Annotated in this window: 14 protein-coding genes and 1 pseudogene; 6 read left to right on the top strand and 9 right to left on the bottom strand. The window is 44.1% G+C overall.

Annotated elements, in window-relative coordinates; all coding sequences use genetic code 11:
- Positions 1-239: 239 nt before the first annotated feature.
- Both VYM24_RS17345 and VYM24_RS17340 read left to right on the top strand, forming a co-directional pair.
- Positions 240-758 carry a hypothetical protein gene (locus VYM24_RS17345; protein ID WP_291551202.1) on the top strand — a complete coding sequence of 173 codons (519 nt, stop codon included), beginning with the start codon at positions 240-242 and terminating at the stop codon, positions 756-758.
- Positions 759-868: 110 nt separating this feature from the next.
- The gene (locus VYM24_RS17340) at positions 869-1,501 is read left to right on the top strand and encodes a hypothetical protein (protein WP_330940492.1); all 633 of its coding nucleotides are present in this window, start codon (positions 869-871) and stop codon (positions 1,499-1,501) included.
- A 121-nt stretch (positions 1,502-1,622) separates the two neighbouring features.
- On the opposite strand, the gene VYM24_RS17335 is transcribed toward VYM24_RS17340, so the two are convergent.
- Together VYM24_RS17335 and VYM24_RS17330 are read right to left on the bottom strand one after the other, a co-directional pair.
- The gene (locus VYM24_RS17335; RefSeq protein ID WP_291551200.1) at positions 1,623-2,192 is read right to left on the bottom strand and encodes a DapH/DapD/GlmU-related protein; all 570 of its coding nucleotides are present in this window, start codon (positions 2,190-2,192) and stop codon (positions 1,623-1,625) included.
- A gap of 145 nt (positions 2,193-2,337) precedes the next feature.
- Positions 2,338-3,044: pseudogene (locus VYM24_RS17330) on the bottom strand (helix-turn-helix domain-containing protein).
- A 352-nt stretch (positions 3,045-3,396) separates the two neighbouring features.
- Here VYM24_RS17330 and VYM24_RS17325 point away from each other — a divergent pair.
- The 3 genes from VYM24_RS17325 to VYM24_RS17315 all read left to right on the top strand — a co-directional run bounded on the left by VYM24_RS17325 (position 3,397) and on the right by VYM24_RS17315 (position 6,154).
- Positions 3,397-3,864 carry an alanyl-tRNA editing protein gene (locus tag VYM24_RS17325; RefSeq protein WP_007218603.1) on the top strand — a complete coding sequence of 156 codons (468 nt, stop codon included), beginning with the start codon at positions 3,397-3,399 and terminating at the stop codon, positions 3,862-3,864.
- Positions 3,865-3,886: 22 nt separating this feature from the next.
- Positions 3,887-5,449, top strand: a complete 1,563-nt coding sequence (locus tag VYM24_RS17320; protein ID WP_330940491.1) for a glycoside hydrolase family 43 protein — start codon at positions 3,887-3,889, stop codon at positions 5,447-5,449.
- Positions 5,450-5,725: 276 nt separating this feature from the next.
- Positions 5,726-6,154: an Hsp20/alpha crystallin family protein gene (locus tag VYM24_RS17315; protein ID WP_007214301.1), complete on the top strand. Its 429-nt coding sequence runs from the start codon at positions 5,726-5,728 to the stop codon at positions 6,152-6,154.
- A gap of 91 nt (positions 6,155-6,245) precedes the next feature.
- Here the strand turns inward: VYM24_RS17315 and VYM24_RS17310 are convergent, their stop codons facing one another.
- The 6 genes from VYM24_RS17310 to VYM24_RS17285 form a co-directional block, all read right to left on the bottom strand.
- The gene (locus VYM24_RS17310; RefSeq protein WP_291551198.1) at positions 6,246-7,388 is read right to left on the bottom strand and encodes an acyltransferase family protein; all 1,143 of its coding nucleotides are present in this window, start codon (positions 7,386-7,388) and stop codon (positions 6,246-6,248) included.
- Between the two features lie 67 nt (positions 7,389-7,455).
- On the bottom strand, positions 7,456-8,574 hold the full coding sequence (locus VYM24_RS17305) for an ABC transporter permease (RefSeq protein WP_330940490.1): 1,119 nt from the start codon (positions 8,572-8,574) through the stop codon (positions 7,456-7,458).
- Between the two features lie 12 nt (positions 8,575-8,586).
- The gene (locus VYM24_RS17300; protein ID WP_291551195.1) at positions 8,587-9,690 is read right to left on the bottom strand and encodes an ABC transporter permease; all 1,104 of its coding nucleotides are present in this window, start codon (positions 9,688-9,690) and stop codon (positions 8,587-8,589) included.
- Between the two features lie 28 nt (positions 9,691-9,718).
- The gene (locus VYM24_RS17295; RefSeq protein ID WP_330940489.1) at positions 9,719-11,179 is read right to left on the bottom strand and encodes an ATP-binding cassette domain-containing protein; all 1,461 of its coding nucleotides are present in this window, start codon (positions 11,177-11,179) and stop codon (positions 9,719-9,721) included.
- Between the two features lie 15 nt (positions 11,180-11,194).
- Entirely contained in the window at positions 11,195-12,097 is a 903-nt protein-coding gene (locus VYM24_RS17290; RefSeq protein WP_330940488.1) for an HlyD family secretion protein, read from the bottom strand.
- 22 nt (positions 12,098-12,119) lie between these two features.
- A complete protein-coding gene (locus VYM24_RS17285) occupies positions 12,120-13,382 on the bottom strand; it encodes a TolC family protein (RefSeq protein WP_291551192.1) in 1,263 nt (420 codons plus the stop codon).
- A 174-nt stretch (positions 13,383-13,556) separates the two neighbouring features.
- Here VYM24_RS17285 and VYM24_RS17280 point away from each other — a divergent pair, with 174 nt between their 5' ends.
- Positions 13,557-14,456 (top strand): helix-turn-helix domain-containing protein, encoded by a 900-nt coding sequence (locus VYM24_RS17280; protein WP_330940487.1) that lies wholly within the window; start codon positions 13,557-13,559, stop codon positions 14,454-14,456.
- 112 nt (positions 14,457-14,568) lie between these two features.
- Here the strand turns inward: VYM24_RS17280 and VYM24_RS17275 are convergent, their stop codons facing one another.
- Positions 14,569-17,688: an ATP-binding protein gene (locus VYM24_RS17275; RefSeq protein ID WP_330940486.1), complete on the bottom strand. Its 3,120-nt coding sequence runs from the start codon at positions 17,686-17,688 to the stop codon at positions 14,569-14,571.
- Between the last annotated feature and the right edge of the window lie 136 nt (positions 17,689-17,824).

Genomic DNA, 17,824 nt, shown 5'->3' with positions numbered 1-17,824 from the left:
ATAACCTGCTTGCTTTGGGGAATTGACGGGCACATAACACTTATATCTGTAATGGAAACAGCCAACAGGACAAACGCACAGGCAAGGGGGCATTTCTCCTTTTCATGCTCTATTCTATTCAATGCTCCTACGGGGAATCATGTAAAGCCCCCTCCTTCTTAGATGCAATCTCCTTCTAATAACTGTACCTAATAATAACAAGAAATTAGTGAAAACATCAAAACTAAAAAATAAGTAATATGAAACGAATAACCATAGTATTATTCCTTTGTTTCATGGGCATTACCATGATAACAGCGCAGCAAAAGACTTTTAAAGGTACATGGCTGTATGAACAAGGAGAAAAAAGCGGAACTATCCAGCTTGACCTGTATCAGAAAAGTGTTGAAAACGGATTCGATATGGATGGAGCCTTGTGCTACGGAACATTTGCCTTTTCCGATGGCAGTTACTATTCGATAGAAGAAGTTAAAGTAGAAGGCAACAATGCTTTACTACAAAAAGTATTTGATACTGAAATGGGAGAATTTAGAATGCAAATGACCTATAATTCTACCAATCAGTCTATTGAACTCAACACAAACGGAGTAAACGGTTTACCTGATAAACTTCTACTCAGGAAGTCGGATATTCAAAATCAGGAAACAAATGCCGAGAGCCCTATTATTAATGAGGTTGACAATGAAACATCATCTCCTATTAATTGGACCGGTATTGTGGGGGCAAGTGATCCTGATTGTGATTATGATAGGTTATAGTCTTTTCATAATCAACAAGAAAAGTGAGTTCGATCAGGTATACACTTCAGAATACTTCTCGACAATCAGACGTTCTAACGGAAAAGACTCCCAAAGTTCTCCGGCAGAAGATGCGCAAGCCAAAGGATTGCTTGACAAGTCGTCAAGAACTAACCGTATTTCAGAATCATCCGAACGATGCTTCATACCTGGTTGTATTAAAGAAAAAGCAATATAAAAAGTGTGCCGACTATTTACGCCAAGCAATAGATGTAGCTTCTACCCATCCTGAAGTAATATCTGATTTACAGCGATACGCATATATCCTTACTAATAGTCAGAGACGTTTGTTCGATGGCTCATATTCCGTCATGGTAGCCGCTGGTATTGCAACACTATTGGTGGGTTATTTGATGAGTGATATTTTGATTGCCATTCTTTTTGCAGGAGCAATAGCCGTTTATTATTTTGCCTCTTTTGCTCCTGAATATCTTATACTGAACAAAGTAGCTAATTGCTCTCATGCTCCAACCGGTTTTTTAGGCACATTGGCACAAATTGTAGGAAATGCGAAAGTTATCACTTATATATTTGATACTCAAGACCCCATTGATACTATTACGGGAAATAATAAATATCGTTATGATGATTACTCGCAAGTACAAGCCTCTGTATTTATTGTTATTTTAGCTTACTTGCTTACAAGTATTGGCATCATGTACATTGCCTGCTGGCGATTTTTCCGGAATTTCATTATGCACTAAATACTCATCGCTACAATAGAAAAATCCTGTACGTTATATTAATATGTACAGGATTTTTTAATATGATAGAATATAGTCAATTCACAACCAAAGAGGATTATTTTAAATGCGACCTCCACTCCTACCCGGTTATCTCTATCTTTTTGATGATCCGCACAGGATTGCCGGCCACAATTGTCATCGCAGGAACATCCTTTGTCACCACACTACCGGCTCCCACAATGGCTCCGTAACCAATCTTAACGCCCGGTAGTATCGTGGAATTTATACCAATCCAAACCTTGTCTTCAATCACAATCGGGCGACCGTATGTGGCACTACGGTTCTCCGGATTCACGTCATGGTTAATCGTAATCAGATTCACTTTCGGTCCGATAAACACCTCATTGCCTATCGTAATTCCACCTCGTCCAAAAAACGTGCAGCATTGCTGGATAAAGCATCCTTTACCGATAGTTACAGGCTTTCCGTAATCGATGTAGAGTGGCGGTAGAACGGTGGTACTTGCATCCAGTTCCCTACCCCAAATACGTCCCATATATTCATGCACTACTTCGGGAGTGTGATAACCTGTATTCATTTCGGTTGCGGTCTTCATTGTGGCGAAGATGTCAGTTATCAGTTCGTCATAGCCCGGTTCATTAGGTGAAATTATCTCACCACTTAAATCTTTTGCAAAAATATCGTTCATAGCTTCTTTGTTTTTAATATTCTGCGGCAAAGGTACGTGAAACAGGATACATGGACTTTGTTGCACGGCTCAAAGTATTTTGTTCGGAAGGTCATAAATAAAAAAGCCTTGCAACGTCAAAAATTGTAAGGCTCACGATATATTCTTATATCTCCTCTGTCGGAGGCACCCCATACATTCCCTTATATATCTTCGAGAAGTGAGAAAGGTTTTTAAAACCCACTTCAAAACAAATCTCCGACACTCTGCGTCCACCTCTCCTTATCAACTCGTACGCGGCTTCAAGACGGCGTTGTATCAACCATTTCTGCGGAGAGAGATTGCTATATTTCCTGAAATCCCGTTTGAACGTGGAGAGACTGCGTCCCGTGTAGTTGGCTATTTCTTCTAATGACAGATCATTCATGTAATTTCGTTCCAAAAATTCAAGAATATCAATCTTCCAAGGATCGGTAAAGTCAAAAATGGAAGCATAAAGGTTTTTACTGGTATTGAGCAGTACATAAAGCCCCTCAGTCATTTTCAATTGGAGTAACTTATCTGTAGGCTGAATGTTTGAATTGAAATAAGGAATCATAGACTCGAACAAACTTACAATATCGGGACGATTGGATGGTAGTTTGCAAAGACTTACCTTCTCTCGTTTCGCCTCCTTGGGTATTGTTTCTTTGTCTAACTGATTGTAAAAATCACGCAGGAATTTTGTGGTGAACATCAGGAAATTTCCAATTCACCAGAATACATATAGACCAACACGTGTGAATGATTCCGATGCAGGCAACTCACTCCATCATTGAAGCATATTGCCAAAAAGATATCCGAATAACGCAGTGTATTAATTCCGTCCTCCATTTATTTTGCTCAAGTTTAATTGACTAATGAAAATTCAGAAGCAAAGATAGACAAATTTAGGATTTTTAGATAGATGTATGCCTATTGCTAAAAAAATAAGAGAAGGATACCCGTCCATACATACAACTTATTAATTAAATACAGTCTGCACAAATTACAATATAAATCTTTTCAATATCAAAATATAGCCCTACCTTTACGCAAAAATATTATTATGGCAAGATTAATGATATTAATCATTAACGTAAATAATGAAGATTAGATGTGCTTTACAGGCATCTTAAAAAGTCAAAGATGTTTTTATTTTCGATTTGCTAAGAAATAGGAATATAATAAAAAGTTACTAAATAATATGGAACAACAAATTCAACTCAACGACCACAACAAACAGGAATACCCACCTATGCATACCTGCGAGCATATAGTGAACCGTACCATGATGAATCTTTTCGGTTGTGGACGATCAATATCCGCACATATAGAGAGAAAAAAAAGTAAACTGGACTATGCTTTGGAAACTGCTCCTACCGAAGAAGATGTAAAACGACTGGAAGAAGCTGTAAATGCAGTGATTGCGCAAGGATTGGATGTTACCACAGAATTCATCACACAGGAAGAAGCACAAGGACGCTTTGACTTGAAACGACTGCCGGAAGATGCTTCGGAAACCGTACGCATAGTGAAAGTAGGCGATTATGACGAATGTCTTTGTTTGGGAACGCACGTAAAAAACACCTCTGAAGTAGGAACCTTCAAAGTCATCAGCCACGACTGGAATGAAGAAGCTAAACGATGGAGAATGCGTTTCAAACTGCAATAATATCATTTTAAAAGGCACATATATGAAGAAAATCATCTTATCCATCTTTATTATGATGGGACTGGCAAATCTCTCGCATGCTCAACAAGGATATCAAAATCCAATCATTCCGGGCTTCCATCCTGACCCGAGTGTTTGCCGTGTTGGCGAAGACTATTACCTGGTCAACAGCAGTTTCTGTTATTTCCCCGGAGTACCCCTGTTTCATAGTAAGGATCTGGTTAACTGGGAACAGATTGGAAATTGCCTGACACGGGAATCCCAGGTAAAGTTAACCAATGCCGGCACATGGGGCGGAATCTACGCCCCTACCATCCGATACAATGAGGGAGTGTTTTACATGATTACCACCAATGTTTCAAACAAGGGAAATTTTCTGGTTCACACCACAGATCCACATGGTGAATGGTCAGAACCGGTTTGGATAAAGCAAGGAGGTATTGATCCATCCCTTTATTTTGAAGATGGAAAGTGCTATTTGGTCAGCAATCCGGATGTAGGCATCTACCTGTGCGAAATAAATCCGATGACCGGAGAACAGTTAAGCGAATCCAAATGTATCTGGAACGGTACGGGCGGACGCCATCCGGAAGGGCCGCATATTTATAAGAAAGATGGTTGGTATTATCTGCTGATTTCCGAAGGAGGTACTGAATATGGGCACAAGGTAACCATTGCCCGTAGCCGGGATATTGACGGCCCGTATGAAAGTAATCCCGCCAACCCCATCCTGACGCATATAAACAAAAACGCACAGAACAGTCCGATACAGGGAACCGGTCATGCCGATCTGATAGAAGCTCACGATGGTTCGTGGTGGATGGTATGTCTCGCATTCCGTCCGCAAACCGGCTCGCATCATCTGCTGGGGCGCGAAACGTTTATCGCACCAGTACGATGGGATAAGAATGCCTGGCCTGTAGTAAACGGAAATGGAACCATAGCCTTACAGATGGATGTCCCCACCCTTCCACAGCGACCTTTTGAATCGAAAACTCCCCGCACTACCTTCAACACCGAGAAACTGGGACCGGAAGGGATCTATCTGCGCAATCCCAAACAGGAGAACTACATCCTGAATGGTAAGACACTCCGATTGAAAGCAACTTCCGCCAATCTGAACAGTATGGACTCTCCTACTTTCATCGGCCGCAGACAGCAACATATCGACTTCACAGCCGGAACATCCGTTGAACTACAGAAAGGGCAACCGCAGGACGAAGCCGGAATAACGGTATTCATGGAAAATCATTCGCACTATGACCTTTTTGTAAGACAGGATACTAAGGGACAGCAGTCTATCGTCCTGAGATATCAGTTGGGAGAACTGAAACATATAGAAAAGGAAATCAATATCCCCCAAGGAAAAGTGCAGCTTCAGGTCAAAGGAAATAATGAGTTCTATTCATTCGGCTATTCCACCATCGAAAACAAGTTCCAGGAAATAGCCAAGATGAATGCGCGCTATCTCAGTACCGAAACTTCCGGCGGATTTACCGGTATTATATTGGGCTTGTATGCCGTATCCGACTCCTCAAAGGCACAAGCTGAATTTGATTATTTCGACTATCAAGAAAACGAATAAGCCGGAGGCGAAACATTTCACATTCATAGTATTCAAAAGCAATTTTATATAATAAATGTACAAAACGGCATAAAACAAGTAATTTTGTCAGAACTTTAGTGACATTTTGTTAATCAGCGAAACTAAAATCAATTGGCATACGTTTTGCGATTATGTTTGTGAACGACGGTTCAGGAACCGCATGGGAGTGATTAAGAAACAGCTCCCAAAAGCAGTTCAGGATCGGAAGTTCAGAACTAACCGAATGTTTAACTTAAAGGATAGGAGACTAAAATTATGATGCCTGTTAGAAGAACTCAAAATTGGTTACCAAGTATCTTCAATGATTTCTTTGATAACGAATGGATGGAAAAAGCCAATGCAACCGCTCCGGCTATCAACGTGCTGGAAACGGAAAAGGAGTACAAAGTAGAATTGGCTGCTCCGGGAATGACCAAAGATGACTTCAACGTTCATATTGACGAAGACAACAATCTAGTTATCAGCATGGAAAAGAAGACAGAAAACAAGGAGGAAAAGAAAGACGGTCGCTATCTGCGTCGCGAATTCTCATACTCTAAGTTCCAACAGACCATGATATTGCCGGACAATGTAGACAAGGAAAAGATTGCAGCACAAGTAGAAAATGGCGTGCTGAACATCAATCTACCGAAGTTTTCAGCCGAAGAAAAACAGAAGAACAAGAAGTCTATTGAAGTAAAATAAGGTTTCCGGTGAACCCAACAGATGTATTAACCAGAACGGGCAGCTTCTCGCAAGAGAGGTTGCCCGTTTCTTTTTATATCTCCGGATGTATTTATTTCGCCTTACGCGCTCCTTTCAGAAAACGATTGGTCAGCCATTTGCGTACCGGTTCGTCATAGAGCTTCAGGCAGGCATAAGCAAGAACGAAAGCCCCGACAAAGGTCAGTATCATATAAGGAAGTCCTTCGGTGATGGTCGCATTATTGTTGCATGCCCAGGCTGTATATGTGTATATCAGCGGATAATGAGTGATATAAACGGGATATGAGATATCGCCCAGGAACTTACAGATACCTACAGAGCGTTTTCCCGTTACTTTACCACCGGCTCCCATCGAAACAATGACCGGGAAGATAAAGATAATGCAAAGTGCCTCGTAGAGTCCGTTCATCCAGAAACCATCTTCACCGCCAATACGGGGAACGGAAAGAACTATTACAATCATCAGGCTACACCACCAGAATGCGCATTTCTTTACCCGTATGAGCCAGCCCAAACGTGAAAGCAGCAAACCTGCAAAGAACGGATAGAGCAAACGGACAAACCCCACATACTGCTGTTCCCAATTCAATGCCCATCCGCCCACGATATCACCATTAGGTGCCGTAAGACAGAGATGCAAGGTGGCACAGGCTGCCAGAAAAACAAGGATGGACAGAGCAACCTTGTTGAACTTACGGACAAACAGTGCGTACAGGATATTGCCGATATATTCATAATAGAGCGACCATGCCGGCCCATTCAACGGGTGCATTTCCGTCCACCCGCGAATGTCCCACTTCAAAGGGAGGGGAAGCAACGTACAGCCATAGAGCATGATTATCAGAACTGTTCCAACCGATACATTATCCATATTCGGAAAGCAGGGGGATTTCTGGAAGAAAAAGAAAAGGGCGCCGATAATGCTACCCATAATCACCATAGGATGCAGGCGGATGACACGGCGTTTGAAGAAAGTACCGATACTCATCCGGTTCCAGCGGTCATCATAGGCATAACCGATTACAAAGCCCGAAAGCATAAAGAAGAAGTCAACGGCAAGATAGCCGTGATTAATGATTTGTGCGAGATGGTTGCCACCTGAATGTGCTTCAAAAAGATGGAAGGCTACGACCATAACAGCTGCCACTCCACGTAATCCATCCAGGATTTCATAATGCGGCTTAGAGGCAAGATAAGTTGTCTGCGTGTTCATTAGGATATCAGATATAATTAATTTAAATGCAAAAGTAGGATAAAATGTGGAATTACTGAAAGGTATATCAATTATTCTTTCTATAACTCCTCACCGCCCACAGATTAAAGAACACCGCAAAGGCCGTCAATGCTCCCAACTGTGGAAGTAGCTCCACAATGCCACCACCCCGCAGGTAAATGGTACGCATCACCTCTACAAAGTATTTCAGCGGATTGAGTGCGGCAATCAGTTGTGCCCACTCCGGCATACTGTGTACGGGGGTGAACAAGCCGCTCATCAGCATCAGTATCAGCATAAAGAACCACATGACGAACATGGCCTGCTGCAACGTAGCGGAATGATTGGAAATTACCAGACCGAATCCGGAGACTACAAACAGGAAGACCACTGCAAAAAGATATATCGTCACGAAATGCCCCACAGGCAGAATGCCAAAAAGCAGCCATGCCAGAAAGAAACATATCGTAAGCACAATGAAACCTATCAGCCAATAAGGTATCAGCTTGGCAAGAATAAACGTCAGTTTGGAAACAGGCGTTACATTGATCTGCTCGATAGTGCCCACCTCTTTCTCGCCTACCACATTGAGCGCCGGAAGAAAGCCGCAAATCATTGTCAGCAACATCACCATCAATGCCGGAACCATAAAGAGCTTGTAGTTCAGGTTCGGGTTATACAGATTCTGCGTCGAAATGCCGATCCGGGGCAATCCCATCCCGGCAGACATTGCCTTTGCCGGTGATTCCGATTGCAACTCACGGGTATAGTCATTAATGATGGAAGACAGGTACGAGCCGCCCAATCCTCCCTTTGTACCGTTCACCGCATTGACGGCAACCAGCAGGCGGGGGCTTTTACCCGTCACCCAGTTTTTCTCAAAATCGCGGGGAATCTCCAGGATAATATCCGCCGAACCGATTTCGATGGAGCGCAATCCTTCATTGTAAGTATCAGGAAGGGCCGTTGTGCGAAAATAGGTGGATGCACCGATCTTATCCACAAGGCGGCGCGAAAGGACGCTGTGGTCATTATCCACAATGTTCAGGTTGATGTTCTTTATCTCCAGATTTGCCGCCCAGGGCATCAGTATCATAATCATGCAGGGAAAGATAAGAATCATCTTCGGCAGGAACGAGTTACGGAGCAACTGCTTGAATTCTTTTTCTATCAGAAACTTTATCATACCACCACTCTCCTATTCTAATCGATTCTTAAACTTCTTGAAACTAATCGTAATCAGCGCAACCGCCATTACAGCAAGAATACTGACTTCCGTCAATACCAGTGAGATATCCACTCCTTCGATCATCAGCTTCCGCACAGCCTGAATGTACCAGCGGGCAGGAAGTAGGGCCGAAATGTCTTGAAGCAGCAAGGGCATGCTCTCTATGGGAAATATCATACCGGAGAGCAGCATGGTAGGCATCATCAGTATCAATCCCGATGCAAGCATGGCAGCAACCTGCGTCCGCGTCACCGAGGAAATCAGCAAGCCCAGAGCCAGGGAAACAAAGATAAAGAGCAGCGATACCACAATCAGCCAAAACAAGCTACCCGCCACGGGAACATCGAGTACATGAACGGACAGCAGCAAAATCGTGGTCAGGTTGACAAACGAAAGCACAAAGTAAGGAACTGCCTTGGCAAGAATAATGAATAGCGGCTTCACCGGAGAGACCAACAATATCTCCATCGTTCCCGTCTCCTTCTCCCGGACAATGGATATGGAAGTCATCATGGCACAAATCAACATCAGAATCAGTCCCATCACACCCGGCACAAAGTTGTAGGTGCTCTTCATCTGCGGATTATAAAGCAGCTTCACTTCGGGAACAATTGTGAAAATCTGTATTCCCGCCGGAAGCATTTCGCGCCCGGCAGAGGATATGATGTTGGCAGCATAACCGGTCTGTGTGGTTGCCGTATTGGGATCGGTAGCATCGGTCACCAACTGTACACAAGCATCTCCGGCATAAACATGATTCGCGAATTGCTCGCTGAAGATGACTGCCAGGTCAATGTCTCCCCGTCTGAAAGACTTCTCAACCTCGTCCGGAGTATTCAGATTCGTGGTGACGGAGAAATATTCACTCGCATCCAGACGGTCGATAATGCGCCGGGTAACAACATCGTTCGACGGGTCGAGAATGGCGACACGGATGTTCTTCACTTCCGTGGTTATGGCAAAGCCGAAAAGGATAATCTGCACCACAGGCATACCCAGCAATATCAGCATGGTTCGCCTGTCGCGAAAGATATGGAAGAATTCCTTTCGGACAAAAGCTATAAATTGTTTCATTGTTCTTACTAATTATGTTATGAATCGGCTAATCCGCCGTACGCACCGCCTCCCGTGCCAATTGCTGGAAAACATCATCCATTGTAGCAACCTTAAATTGCCGTTTCAATTCATCGGGCGTATCGAGGGCACGGATCACGCCATCCACCATGATAGAGATACGGTCGCAATACTCGGCCTCATCCATGAAGTGAGTGGTGACAAAGACAGTGATTCCCCGGTCGGCAGCCTGATAAATAAGCTCCCAGAACTGGCGACGGGTAGCTGGATCTACCCCACCCGTTGGCTCATCCAGAAAAACGATCTTCGGTTCGTGAAAAATGGAAACGGAAAAAGCAAGTTTCTGTTTCCAGCCCAGCGGCAGACTTTTTACCAGCGTATCACGCTCGGCACTCAACCCGATACGTTCCAGAAGTTCATCGGTCTTGCGGACTATTTCATCTTCCGTCCTACCGTAAATCCCGGCAAACAGCCGGATATTCTCCCACACTTTCAGGTCTTCGTAAAGAGAAAACTTCTGGCTCATATAGCCGATATTCTTTTTCACATCCTCCGTCCGGGTGGCAACATCGAAACCGGCTACGCGGGCCGTGCCTTCTGTGGGATGGCTCAATCCGGTAAGCATGCGCATGGCAGTAGTCTTTCCGGCACCGTTGGCGCCCAGGAAGCCGAATATCTCACCACGATGGACTCTGAAAGAGATATGATCCACTGCCGTGAAATTGCCGAAACGTTTGGTGAGCTTATCCACTTCGATGACATACTCATCTTTCTGTTCCACCTTGCCGTGTTCCAGCCCCGGTGGACAGAGAATACTTGCGAACTGATTCAAAATACGTTCCGGAGTATCTATCCCATGTATCTGCCCCTCATTGATAAAGGCAATGCGGTCACATTGGCGTGCCTCATCAATAATAGGCGTAGAGGCTATGATGGTGATGCCCTGTTCCTTCAACCGGCGAAGCATCCCCCAAAACTCCTTGCGGGAAACAGGGTCTACCCCTGTTGTCGGCTCGTCGAGGAAAAGCACATCCGGTTTATGGATTAGCGCACAACTCAACGCCAGTTTCTGCTTCATACCTCCGGACAAAGCTCCGGCACGACGTTTGCGGAAAGGCTCTATCTGCTGGTAGATATCCTTCACCAATTCATAATTCTCCTCAATGGTGGTATGGAAAACAGTAGCAAAGAAGTTCAGGTTTTCTTCTACCGTCAAGTCCTGATAGAGGGAGAAGCGTCCCGGCATATAGCCTACGCAACGACGGATTTCTTTATAATCCTTCGCTATATCCAGACCACACACCGAAGCGTTTCCACTATCGGGAAGCAGCAAGGTGGTGAGGATACGGAAAAGAGAAGTCTTCCCCGCCCCGTCAGGCCCGATAATACCGAACAACTCTCCGGAAGGAACCGTCAAGGAAACACCCTTCAACGCCTCCACCGCCCCATACTTCTTGGTAACGTTATCTACAACAACCGCATGTTCCATAAACTCATCACTTTATCACTTATTAAACTCCACTCCCCCGTACATGCCTATCTTCAACAGCCCGTCATTGTGCACGGCAATCTTCACGGCATACACCAGGTTGGCACGTTCATTCTTAGTCAGGATAGTCTTCGGGGTAAATTCCGAGGTATCCGAAATCCAGGTAACTACGCCCGGATACGGCTTGTGCTCATCGGTGCCGTAATCGGAGAAGACAGTTACTTTCTGTCCCAGTTTTACTTGCGAAAGTTGTTCGGAAGTGATATAAGCACGAAGGTACATCTGCTCCGTATCAGCCACTTTGAAAAGCGGAGTGCCCATTGCGGTCAGTTCTCCCGCTTCGGCATACTTTGCCAGTACAGTGCCGGTTATCGGAGAGGTGATGTGGCACTTCTTCAACTGGTCTTCCACCTGTGCCACCTGAATACCGACGGATGAACTTTGCCACGTCAGGCTCTGGTGACTATTGGACAAGGTAGAATTCTGCGCAACAAGTTGCTTGCGGAGCACTTCAAGCTGATCTTCCGCATCATCCAGTTGTTTCTGGTTTGCCGCACCTACCTTTAGTAAGTTCGCCACACGGTTCCGTTCGCGCCCGGCGGCAGATATCTGTTCTTTGGTGGCTGCTACCTGTTTCAGGATATCAGGGCGCTGTTCTTCGACGGATTTAATGCTTGCCTCCAGTTGCAGCTTCTTCAGGTAGAATTGTACGGTATCCACTACACCGACTTCTTCACCGGCCTTCAGTAACATTCCTTCTTCTATATCGAAATAAAGCAGGCGGCCCGACGCTTCGGCAGATACAAGCACTTCCGTAGTCTCAAACGTTCCTGTTGCATCATATTTTGGGGCACCGTTTCCACAAGCGGAAAAGAGGGCCAATAGGGAACAGAGTCCCAGTAAATTCCTTGATTTCATAATGATATATATATTTATGCCTTTAATTATTCAATGTATATTTCAGGTTCCAGATGTTCATCAGCAACTGCACCTCATGCAAAGCCTTGGTCTGGCGCGCCAGATTCTCGGCTGTAATTTCACGAAGCATATCGGTTACGGTCAGCGTACCGTTCTCCACTTTAGCCTCGGCGGCCTTGCGGATGTTGACACGCAAACGGATAATCTCATCATCATCCACCATCTGCCGGCGCATGGACTGTATGGCCGAGCTCTGCCCGGTAGATTGCAGGTTGGTATTGAACAGGAACACATCGCGGCTGGTCTCCAGCTTACGGCGGTTGTTATCTATCAGCCTGCGATCATTGCGCAACGTGTACAGGCTACCGAAGTTCCACGACATACGGACGCCCGCTACATAGTATGCGGAGAAATCATCTTTCAACATATTCAATTCCGGATTTCCGTAAGCTCCCTGCACGAACAGCCCGAAGCGGGGACGGAAGCGCGTCTTTAATGAAGATTCCTGTACGTTCAATTGCCCGCCTTGGGCATCGAACCAGCGAAGTTCCGGACGGTTGTTCACCAATGAAGTGGATTCAAAAGCATCGGCGGGCTTCTCCAATGTGGTTCCGGAAGCGATTTCCTTTCCTATAAAGATAGAGAGCATACTCAGATAGGCCTGTCGCGAAGATTCCAGTTCAATGCGTTTCTGCTTCGTGTTCAATATCTCCACGCTTACGGCATCCAGATCGCTCTGATTGGCAATGCCGTTTGCCATATAGTTGGATACTTGCTGATGGGTGCGTCCCAAGTCTTCCTGCAAAAGCTGATTCTGCCTTAACTGTTCGTCCAGCAACAGGATGCCGAAGTATAGCTGATTCACACGATCATTCAACGCATACATATCCACTTCCTGCTTCCCGCGGTCTATCTCCGAAGCGGTCCGGATCAGTTGCTTTTTGGAGCGGATGTCTCCACCGTCCCAGATGTTCTGCGAGACTTCCAGCATCACCTGATACTGATCTTTGGGCATACTCTTTATATCGATTCCCGGAATGTCCACGGGCAGCTTTGTGACATCACTTTGGTAGGTTGCTTTTCCCGAAAGGGTGAATTGTGGCAGATAGCCTTTTCCGGCATTCTCCAGGTTATACTCCCGCGCTTTCTCTATCAGACCGTATTGCCGCACCAGCGGATAATTGGTCTGTGCCGAGTGTTGGCATCCCTCCAGCGTGAGCTGCGCATGTGCCAGCATTGCCGCAAGAACAAAGGAAAAAGAGAGAATAGTTCGTTTTATTTTCATATACATTTTTTATTTCTTTATCGGACACAAAGATAGAGCTTAAAAGTACATGGATACATTCTATTTGTGTGCAATGATGTTCTATTTATCCGATCATCAGTATAAAAAGATAAGAAATCCCTGTGTTTTCTTATCTTTGCCACAGATATAGATAAGTTAAAGGAGGAAAAGGATATGGAAAAGAGTAAGCCCATGGAGCTTGGACTTGGCGAGCTGCTGAGTAATCAAAACATTGTAAACAATAACAGTTTCCGTTTTATCAACCGTGATCTCGGCATTGTCATCAGCTTTGCCCAAATGGATAGCATCCTCTTTAGTACAGGGAGGCCATATCGTACCAGAGAAAGCCGAATCATCCGGATACTGAAAGGTGAAGCACGGATCTCCATCAATCTGATAGAATATAAGGTAAAGGAACCAATGATTATTATCAGCCCATGCAATTCACTGATAGAAATTGTGGAAATCAGTGAGGATTATGACTTTCAGGTCATTGTTCCCGATAATAACTTTCTGCCCATCGTACAAGGAGGCGCTCTGACGGATTCGTACACAAAGCATGGCATTTTCATTTCGCCCACAAAAGAAGAATTAAAGCAAATCGATACTTTCTTTTCAATGTTATGGGATACCGTGCACAAAGTGCCATTCCGCCGGGAAGTGGTACAACACTTGATTATTGCATTACTCTATAATATAAGGTATATCCATGCAAAGAACGAAGAGTCCACACAACTGTATCTCTCACGCCAGGAAGAGGTATTCCGCCGCTTTATCGCATTGGTAAATGAACACAGTAAACGTGAACGTACCATCGGTTTCTATGCAGATAAACTGTGCCTGACTCCTCACTATCTGAGTACGGTTATTCGTGAAGTAAGCGGGCAGACGGTAATGCAGTGGATTAACCAAGCAATTATTCTTGAAGCAAAAGTGCTGCTGAAACACAGTGATTTGTTGGTATTCCAAATCTCGGATGAGCTGGGATTCCCCAATCCGTCATTCTTCAGCAAATTCTTTAAACGGATGACGGGGATGACGCCGGCGGAATATCAAAAGAAACGCCACACCTGAGCGAGGCAAATGCCACACCTAAACGGGGCAAACTCCACACTTCACGCTCGTCCAAGTGTGGCATCGGCACCCACGAAGTGTGGCATTGCGGGTGCTGAAAGAAACTTTCATCTTATAACAAGATAATACGCTTCTGCATAATATCCACCAATTGCGCTTTCAGCAACTTGGCATTGATAGGCTTGGGCATATATCCATCGAATCCGCTTTCCATTACCTTCTGTTCATCCGAAGCATAGGCAAAGGCTGTAACGGCAATGATAGGAATCTTTGCAGAATACTTGCGGATCTCCCGGGTAGCCTCGTACCCGTCCATTACAGGCATATTGATATCCATCAATATAATCTGAGGATTATGTTCCCGGAACATTTCCACAGCCTCCATGCCATCCCAGGCATGAATCAAATGATAGTCGTACTTCAGGATGGATTCAAAAAGCTTATAATTGCTTGCATTATCTTCTGCAACCAATATGGTCAGTTTATTTCTTTCTATCGCAACAGGTTGAATCTCCTTTGGCGTCTGTTTCCTGTCCTCCTTCACTGCTGGCTTGTAAGGAAGCGTAAACCAGAAAGTCGATCCTTTACCCTCTTCCGATTCCACACCGATTCTGCCAGCCATACGTTCTACCAGTGTTTGGCAGATAGAAAGCCCCAATCCGGTTCCTTGGGCAAAAGAGTTCAGCTTGACGAAACGCCCGAAAATGTTTTGCTGCTTATCCTTCGGAATTCCGCATCCGGTATCAGTCACATAGAAATACAATTCATTCTCCCGCATTTCATAGCCAAAACGAATGCTTCCTTTTTCGGTAAACTTAATGGCATTTGTCACAAGGTTAATCATCAGTTGGGACAAACGGTTCTTTTCCGTATAGGCCATACATGGCCCGGCAGGCTCCACAAACTCCAGTTTCACCGCATCCGTCTTCACTCTCAACAAGAAACCACGCTCCAGTTCCCTCATCAACTCATTCAGTTCGATATTAGAGTAATTCAACTCCAACGTTCCCGCCTCAATCTTCGACAAATCAAGAATATCACTGATGAGTTGCAGCAACAAAGTATTATTGTTCTCGATGATGCTAACATATTCCTGCTTTTCCTGTTCTTCTTCGGTAGATGCCAATATCCCCGAGAAACCGACAATAGCATTCAACGGAGTACGGATTTCATGGCTCATATTGGCCAGGAAGGCCGACTTTAAGCGATTGGATTCTTCGGCAAGGTCTTTGGCTGTTGTAAGTTCCTGCTCCATCTTCTTTCGGTTGGTGATGACAAGCGACGAGCCTATCAATGTCAATGGCTTTCCATCCTCATCACGGGCTTCTACGGCAGCCTGTGCCTCCACCCACTCCACCTTGTGCAGGTTGTTTTTCTGCACATTGACGATGCGGTATTCTTCTTTTACTTTTTCCGCCCGTCCTTCTATCAAGTCCCGGTATGCCTGTTTCACCCGTTCACGGTCTTCCTTGAAGATTTTAGCGAAATACTGCGAATCGGGTACAGACAGCTGTGAGTCTTCCACCTCCTGTTCGTCAGTGCTCAGTTCAATCGGTTTATTGATATCACACAAGATCGTTTTGCTCTTCAGATCCCACTTCCAGGGTACAATGTTGGCAACATCAAGAGCCATCGCCAGTTTACTGTTGGTAGCACTCAGCTTTTGCTGTGCTTTGTGCAGTTCTGTACTATCCAGGCAGAAAATATCAATCATATTCCCCTGATGGGTTCCTTTCAATACCACATCGTAAAAAGTATCGATAGCTTTAAAATAGTAAGGAAATGTAATAGCTCTTTTCTCAGTCAACGCCATCTTGGTGAAATGCAGGAATTCGGGCATGGATTCCGGGAATATTTCACTCCCTTTTCTACCTATGACTTCTTCCTTACGATAGAACTGTTTCTCAAATTCAGAATTTACATTCCGGTAAATCAGTTCAATGGGATTGCCATTCTTATCAGTCACCAATTCTTCCTGCATATAGAGCAAAGGCATGTTGTTCACCAGCATCTTGTAAGTAGTCATTGCATCTATTTCGTTTTCCTGTGCTTTCTTTAATGCATTCAGATTACGAATACGGTACAGAAAAAGCAATGTAATAAGCAAAATAGAAAAGATAGTTCCCAAAATGAAATACCGGTAATGCTCCCAAAACGTAAGTGGTTTATTCAGAAAACGGGTGTTGGCAGGACATGCGGAAAGAGAAAGCCCATTACGCGCCAGTATTTCATAATTAATAACAGGTGCCCCATCTGTGGGAATATAGCAAGGAATATGACGTGCCTGTTTATTTTTCAATACATCCGAAATGGTTTGAATCAATGCCGCATCATACCGATCCTGATTGTAAGTATATCCACCCAACATACCTTCTTTTCCACTGGTTATATTTACCATGCTAAGAGAAAAGATAGGGACGGAAGTAGCAGCTATAAGCTTGTGAGAATTAGTGGCTAACATGCTGTTACCGGCAAATGTGTATTTGTAGAACCATGAAGCGAACAGAATTCCCGTCATTTCAGTATCTACGAAATACAGGGAATCCAACAACTGATTGGTCGTCATATTTTCAGCAGACCAGAATCTATACTTGATTTCCGGATATTTCGTATTTAGTTCTTGCTGGATAAGTGCAGAATTGTCTTGATTGACTTTACGCCCGTCACCTATAAATATAAACTCTTTCATGCCGGGAATCATCTGTTTCATTAGGCGAATGTTTTCCGGGATATATAAATCGGCATACAGATAAACTAAATTGTAGGGATCAACTAAGTAAGAGAGAGGAATCCGTTCTTCCAGTGTGGAAGGCCGCCTGTGGATATAAGCTTCATAAGAATCCAAATAATCTTCCTGTGCACAAAGCACAATGGGAATATCTCCCCAGACTTTTCTATATTCATCCCGCAACAACAATGCCGAATTTCCCAGCAATAACAGCATACGTGGAGAGTGATCTTTGTATTTATCGAATATATTACGTTTGGATTCTTCCAAAATAGAATCATTTTCAATCAATAGCATATTCAAATGCTCTACATAGAGAGTGATTTCAGGGTCCTTTTGAACGAATTCCGTAACGTTGGAAATGAGCCGGCTACTCCAGGGAGATGCTTCCGTATATGAGTTTATACAAAGGATATAACTTTTATCATCTATTGCATCTTTTTGTGCAAAAGCAGAAAATACAAATAAGAAATAAAAAAACAGAAGTAGAAGATATTTTTTCATCTGTACCGGAAAAATTTTATGTTATGCGAAATATTTTACTTGTTTTATTTTGCAATACAAAAGTAGAAAAAAAAGACGAAATATAACTTATATAAAATAGAAAAGAGAACCTTTTTTCTATAAAAAGGTTCTCCAT

Source organism: Bacteroides sp. MSB163 (genome assembly GCF_036416795.1).
Lineage (GTDB): Bacteria > Bacteroidota > Bacteroidia > Bacteroidales > Bacteroidaceae > Bacteroides > Bacteroides maternus.
The sequence above is the reverse complement of the archived record's forward strand: the minus strand, read 5'-3'. Positions and strand labels throughout refer to the sequence as shown.

Excerpts from the sequence above, each read along its gene's own strand:
- VYM24_RS17345 (WP_291551202.1), top strand. The coding sequence starts at position 240 with ATGAAACGAATAACCATAGTATTATTCCTTTGTTTCATGGGCATTACC.
- VYM24_RS17340 (WP_330940492.1), top strand. The coding sequence starts at position 869 with ATGCGCAAGCCAAAGGATTGCTTGACAAGTCGTCAAGAACTAACCGTA.
- VYM24_RS17335 (WP_291551200.1), bottom strand. The coding sequence starts at position 2,192 with ATGAACGATATTTTTGCAAAAGATTTAAGTGGTGAGATAATTTCACCT.
- VYM24_RS17325 (WP_007218603.1), top strand. The coding sequence starts at position 3,397 with ATGGAACAACAAATTCAACTCAACGACCACAACAAACAGGAATACCCA.
- VYM24_RS17320 (WP_330940491.1), top strand. The coding sequence starts at position 3,887 with ATGAAGAAAATCATCTTATCCATCTTTATTATGATGGGACTGGCAAAT.
- VYM24_RS17315 (WP_007214301.1), top strand. The coding sequence starts at position 5,726 with ATGATGCCTGTTAGAAGAACTCAAAATTGGTTACCAAGTATCTTCAAT.
- VYM24_RS17310 (WP_291551198.1), bottom strand. The coding sequence starts at position 7,388 with ATGAACACGCAGACAACTTATCTTGCCTCTAAGCCGCATTATGAAATC.
- VYM24_RS17305 (WP_330940490.1), bottom strand. The coding sequence starts at position 8,574 with ATGATAAAGTTTCTGATAGAAAAAGAATTCAAGCAGTTGCTCCGTAAC.
- VYM24_RS17300 (WP_291551195.1), bottom strand. The coding sequence starts at position 9,690 with ATGAAACAATTTATAGCTTTTGTCCGAAAGGAATTCTTCCATATCTTT.
- VYM24_RS17295 (WP_330940489.1), bottom strand. The coding sequence starts at position 11,179 with ATGGAACATGCGGTTGTTGTAGATAACGTTACCAAGAAGTATGGGGCG.
- VYM24_RS17290 (WP_330940488.1), bottom strand. The coding sequence starts at position 12,097 with ATGAAATCAAGGAATTTACTGGGACTCTGTTCCCTATTGGCCCTCTTT.
- VYM24_RS17285 (WP_291551192.1), bottom strand. The coding sequence starts at position 13,382 with ATGAAAATAAAACGAACTATTCTCTCTTTTTCCTTTGTTCTTGCGGCA.
- VYM24_RS17280 (WP_330940487.1), top strand. The coding sequence starts at position 13,557 with ATGGAAAAGAGTAAGCCCATGGAGCTTGGACTTGGCGAGCTGCTGAGT.
- VYM24_RS17275 (WP_330940486.1), bottom strand. The coding sequence starts at position 17,688 with ATGAAAAAATATCTTCTACTTCTGTTTTTTTATTTCTTATTTGTATTT.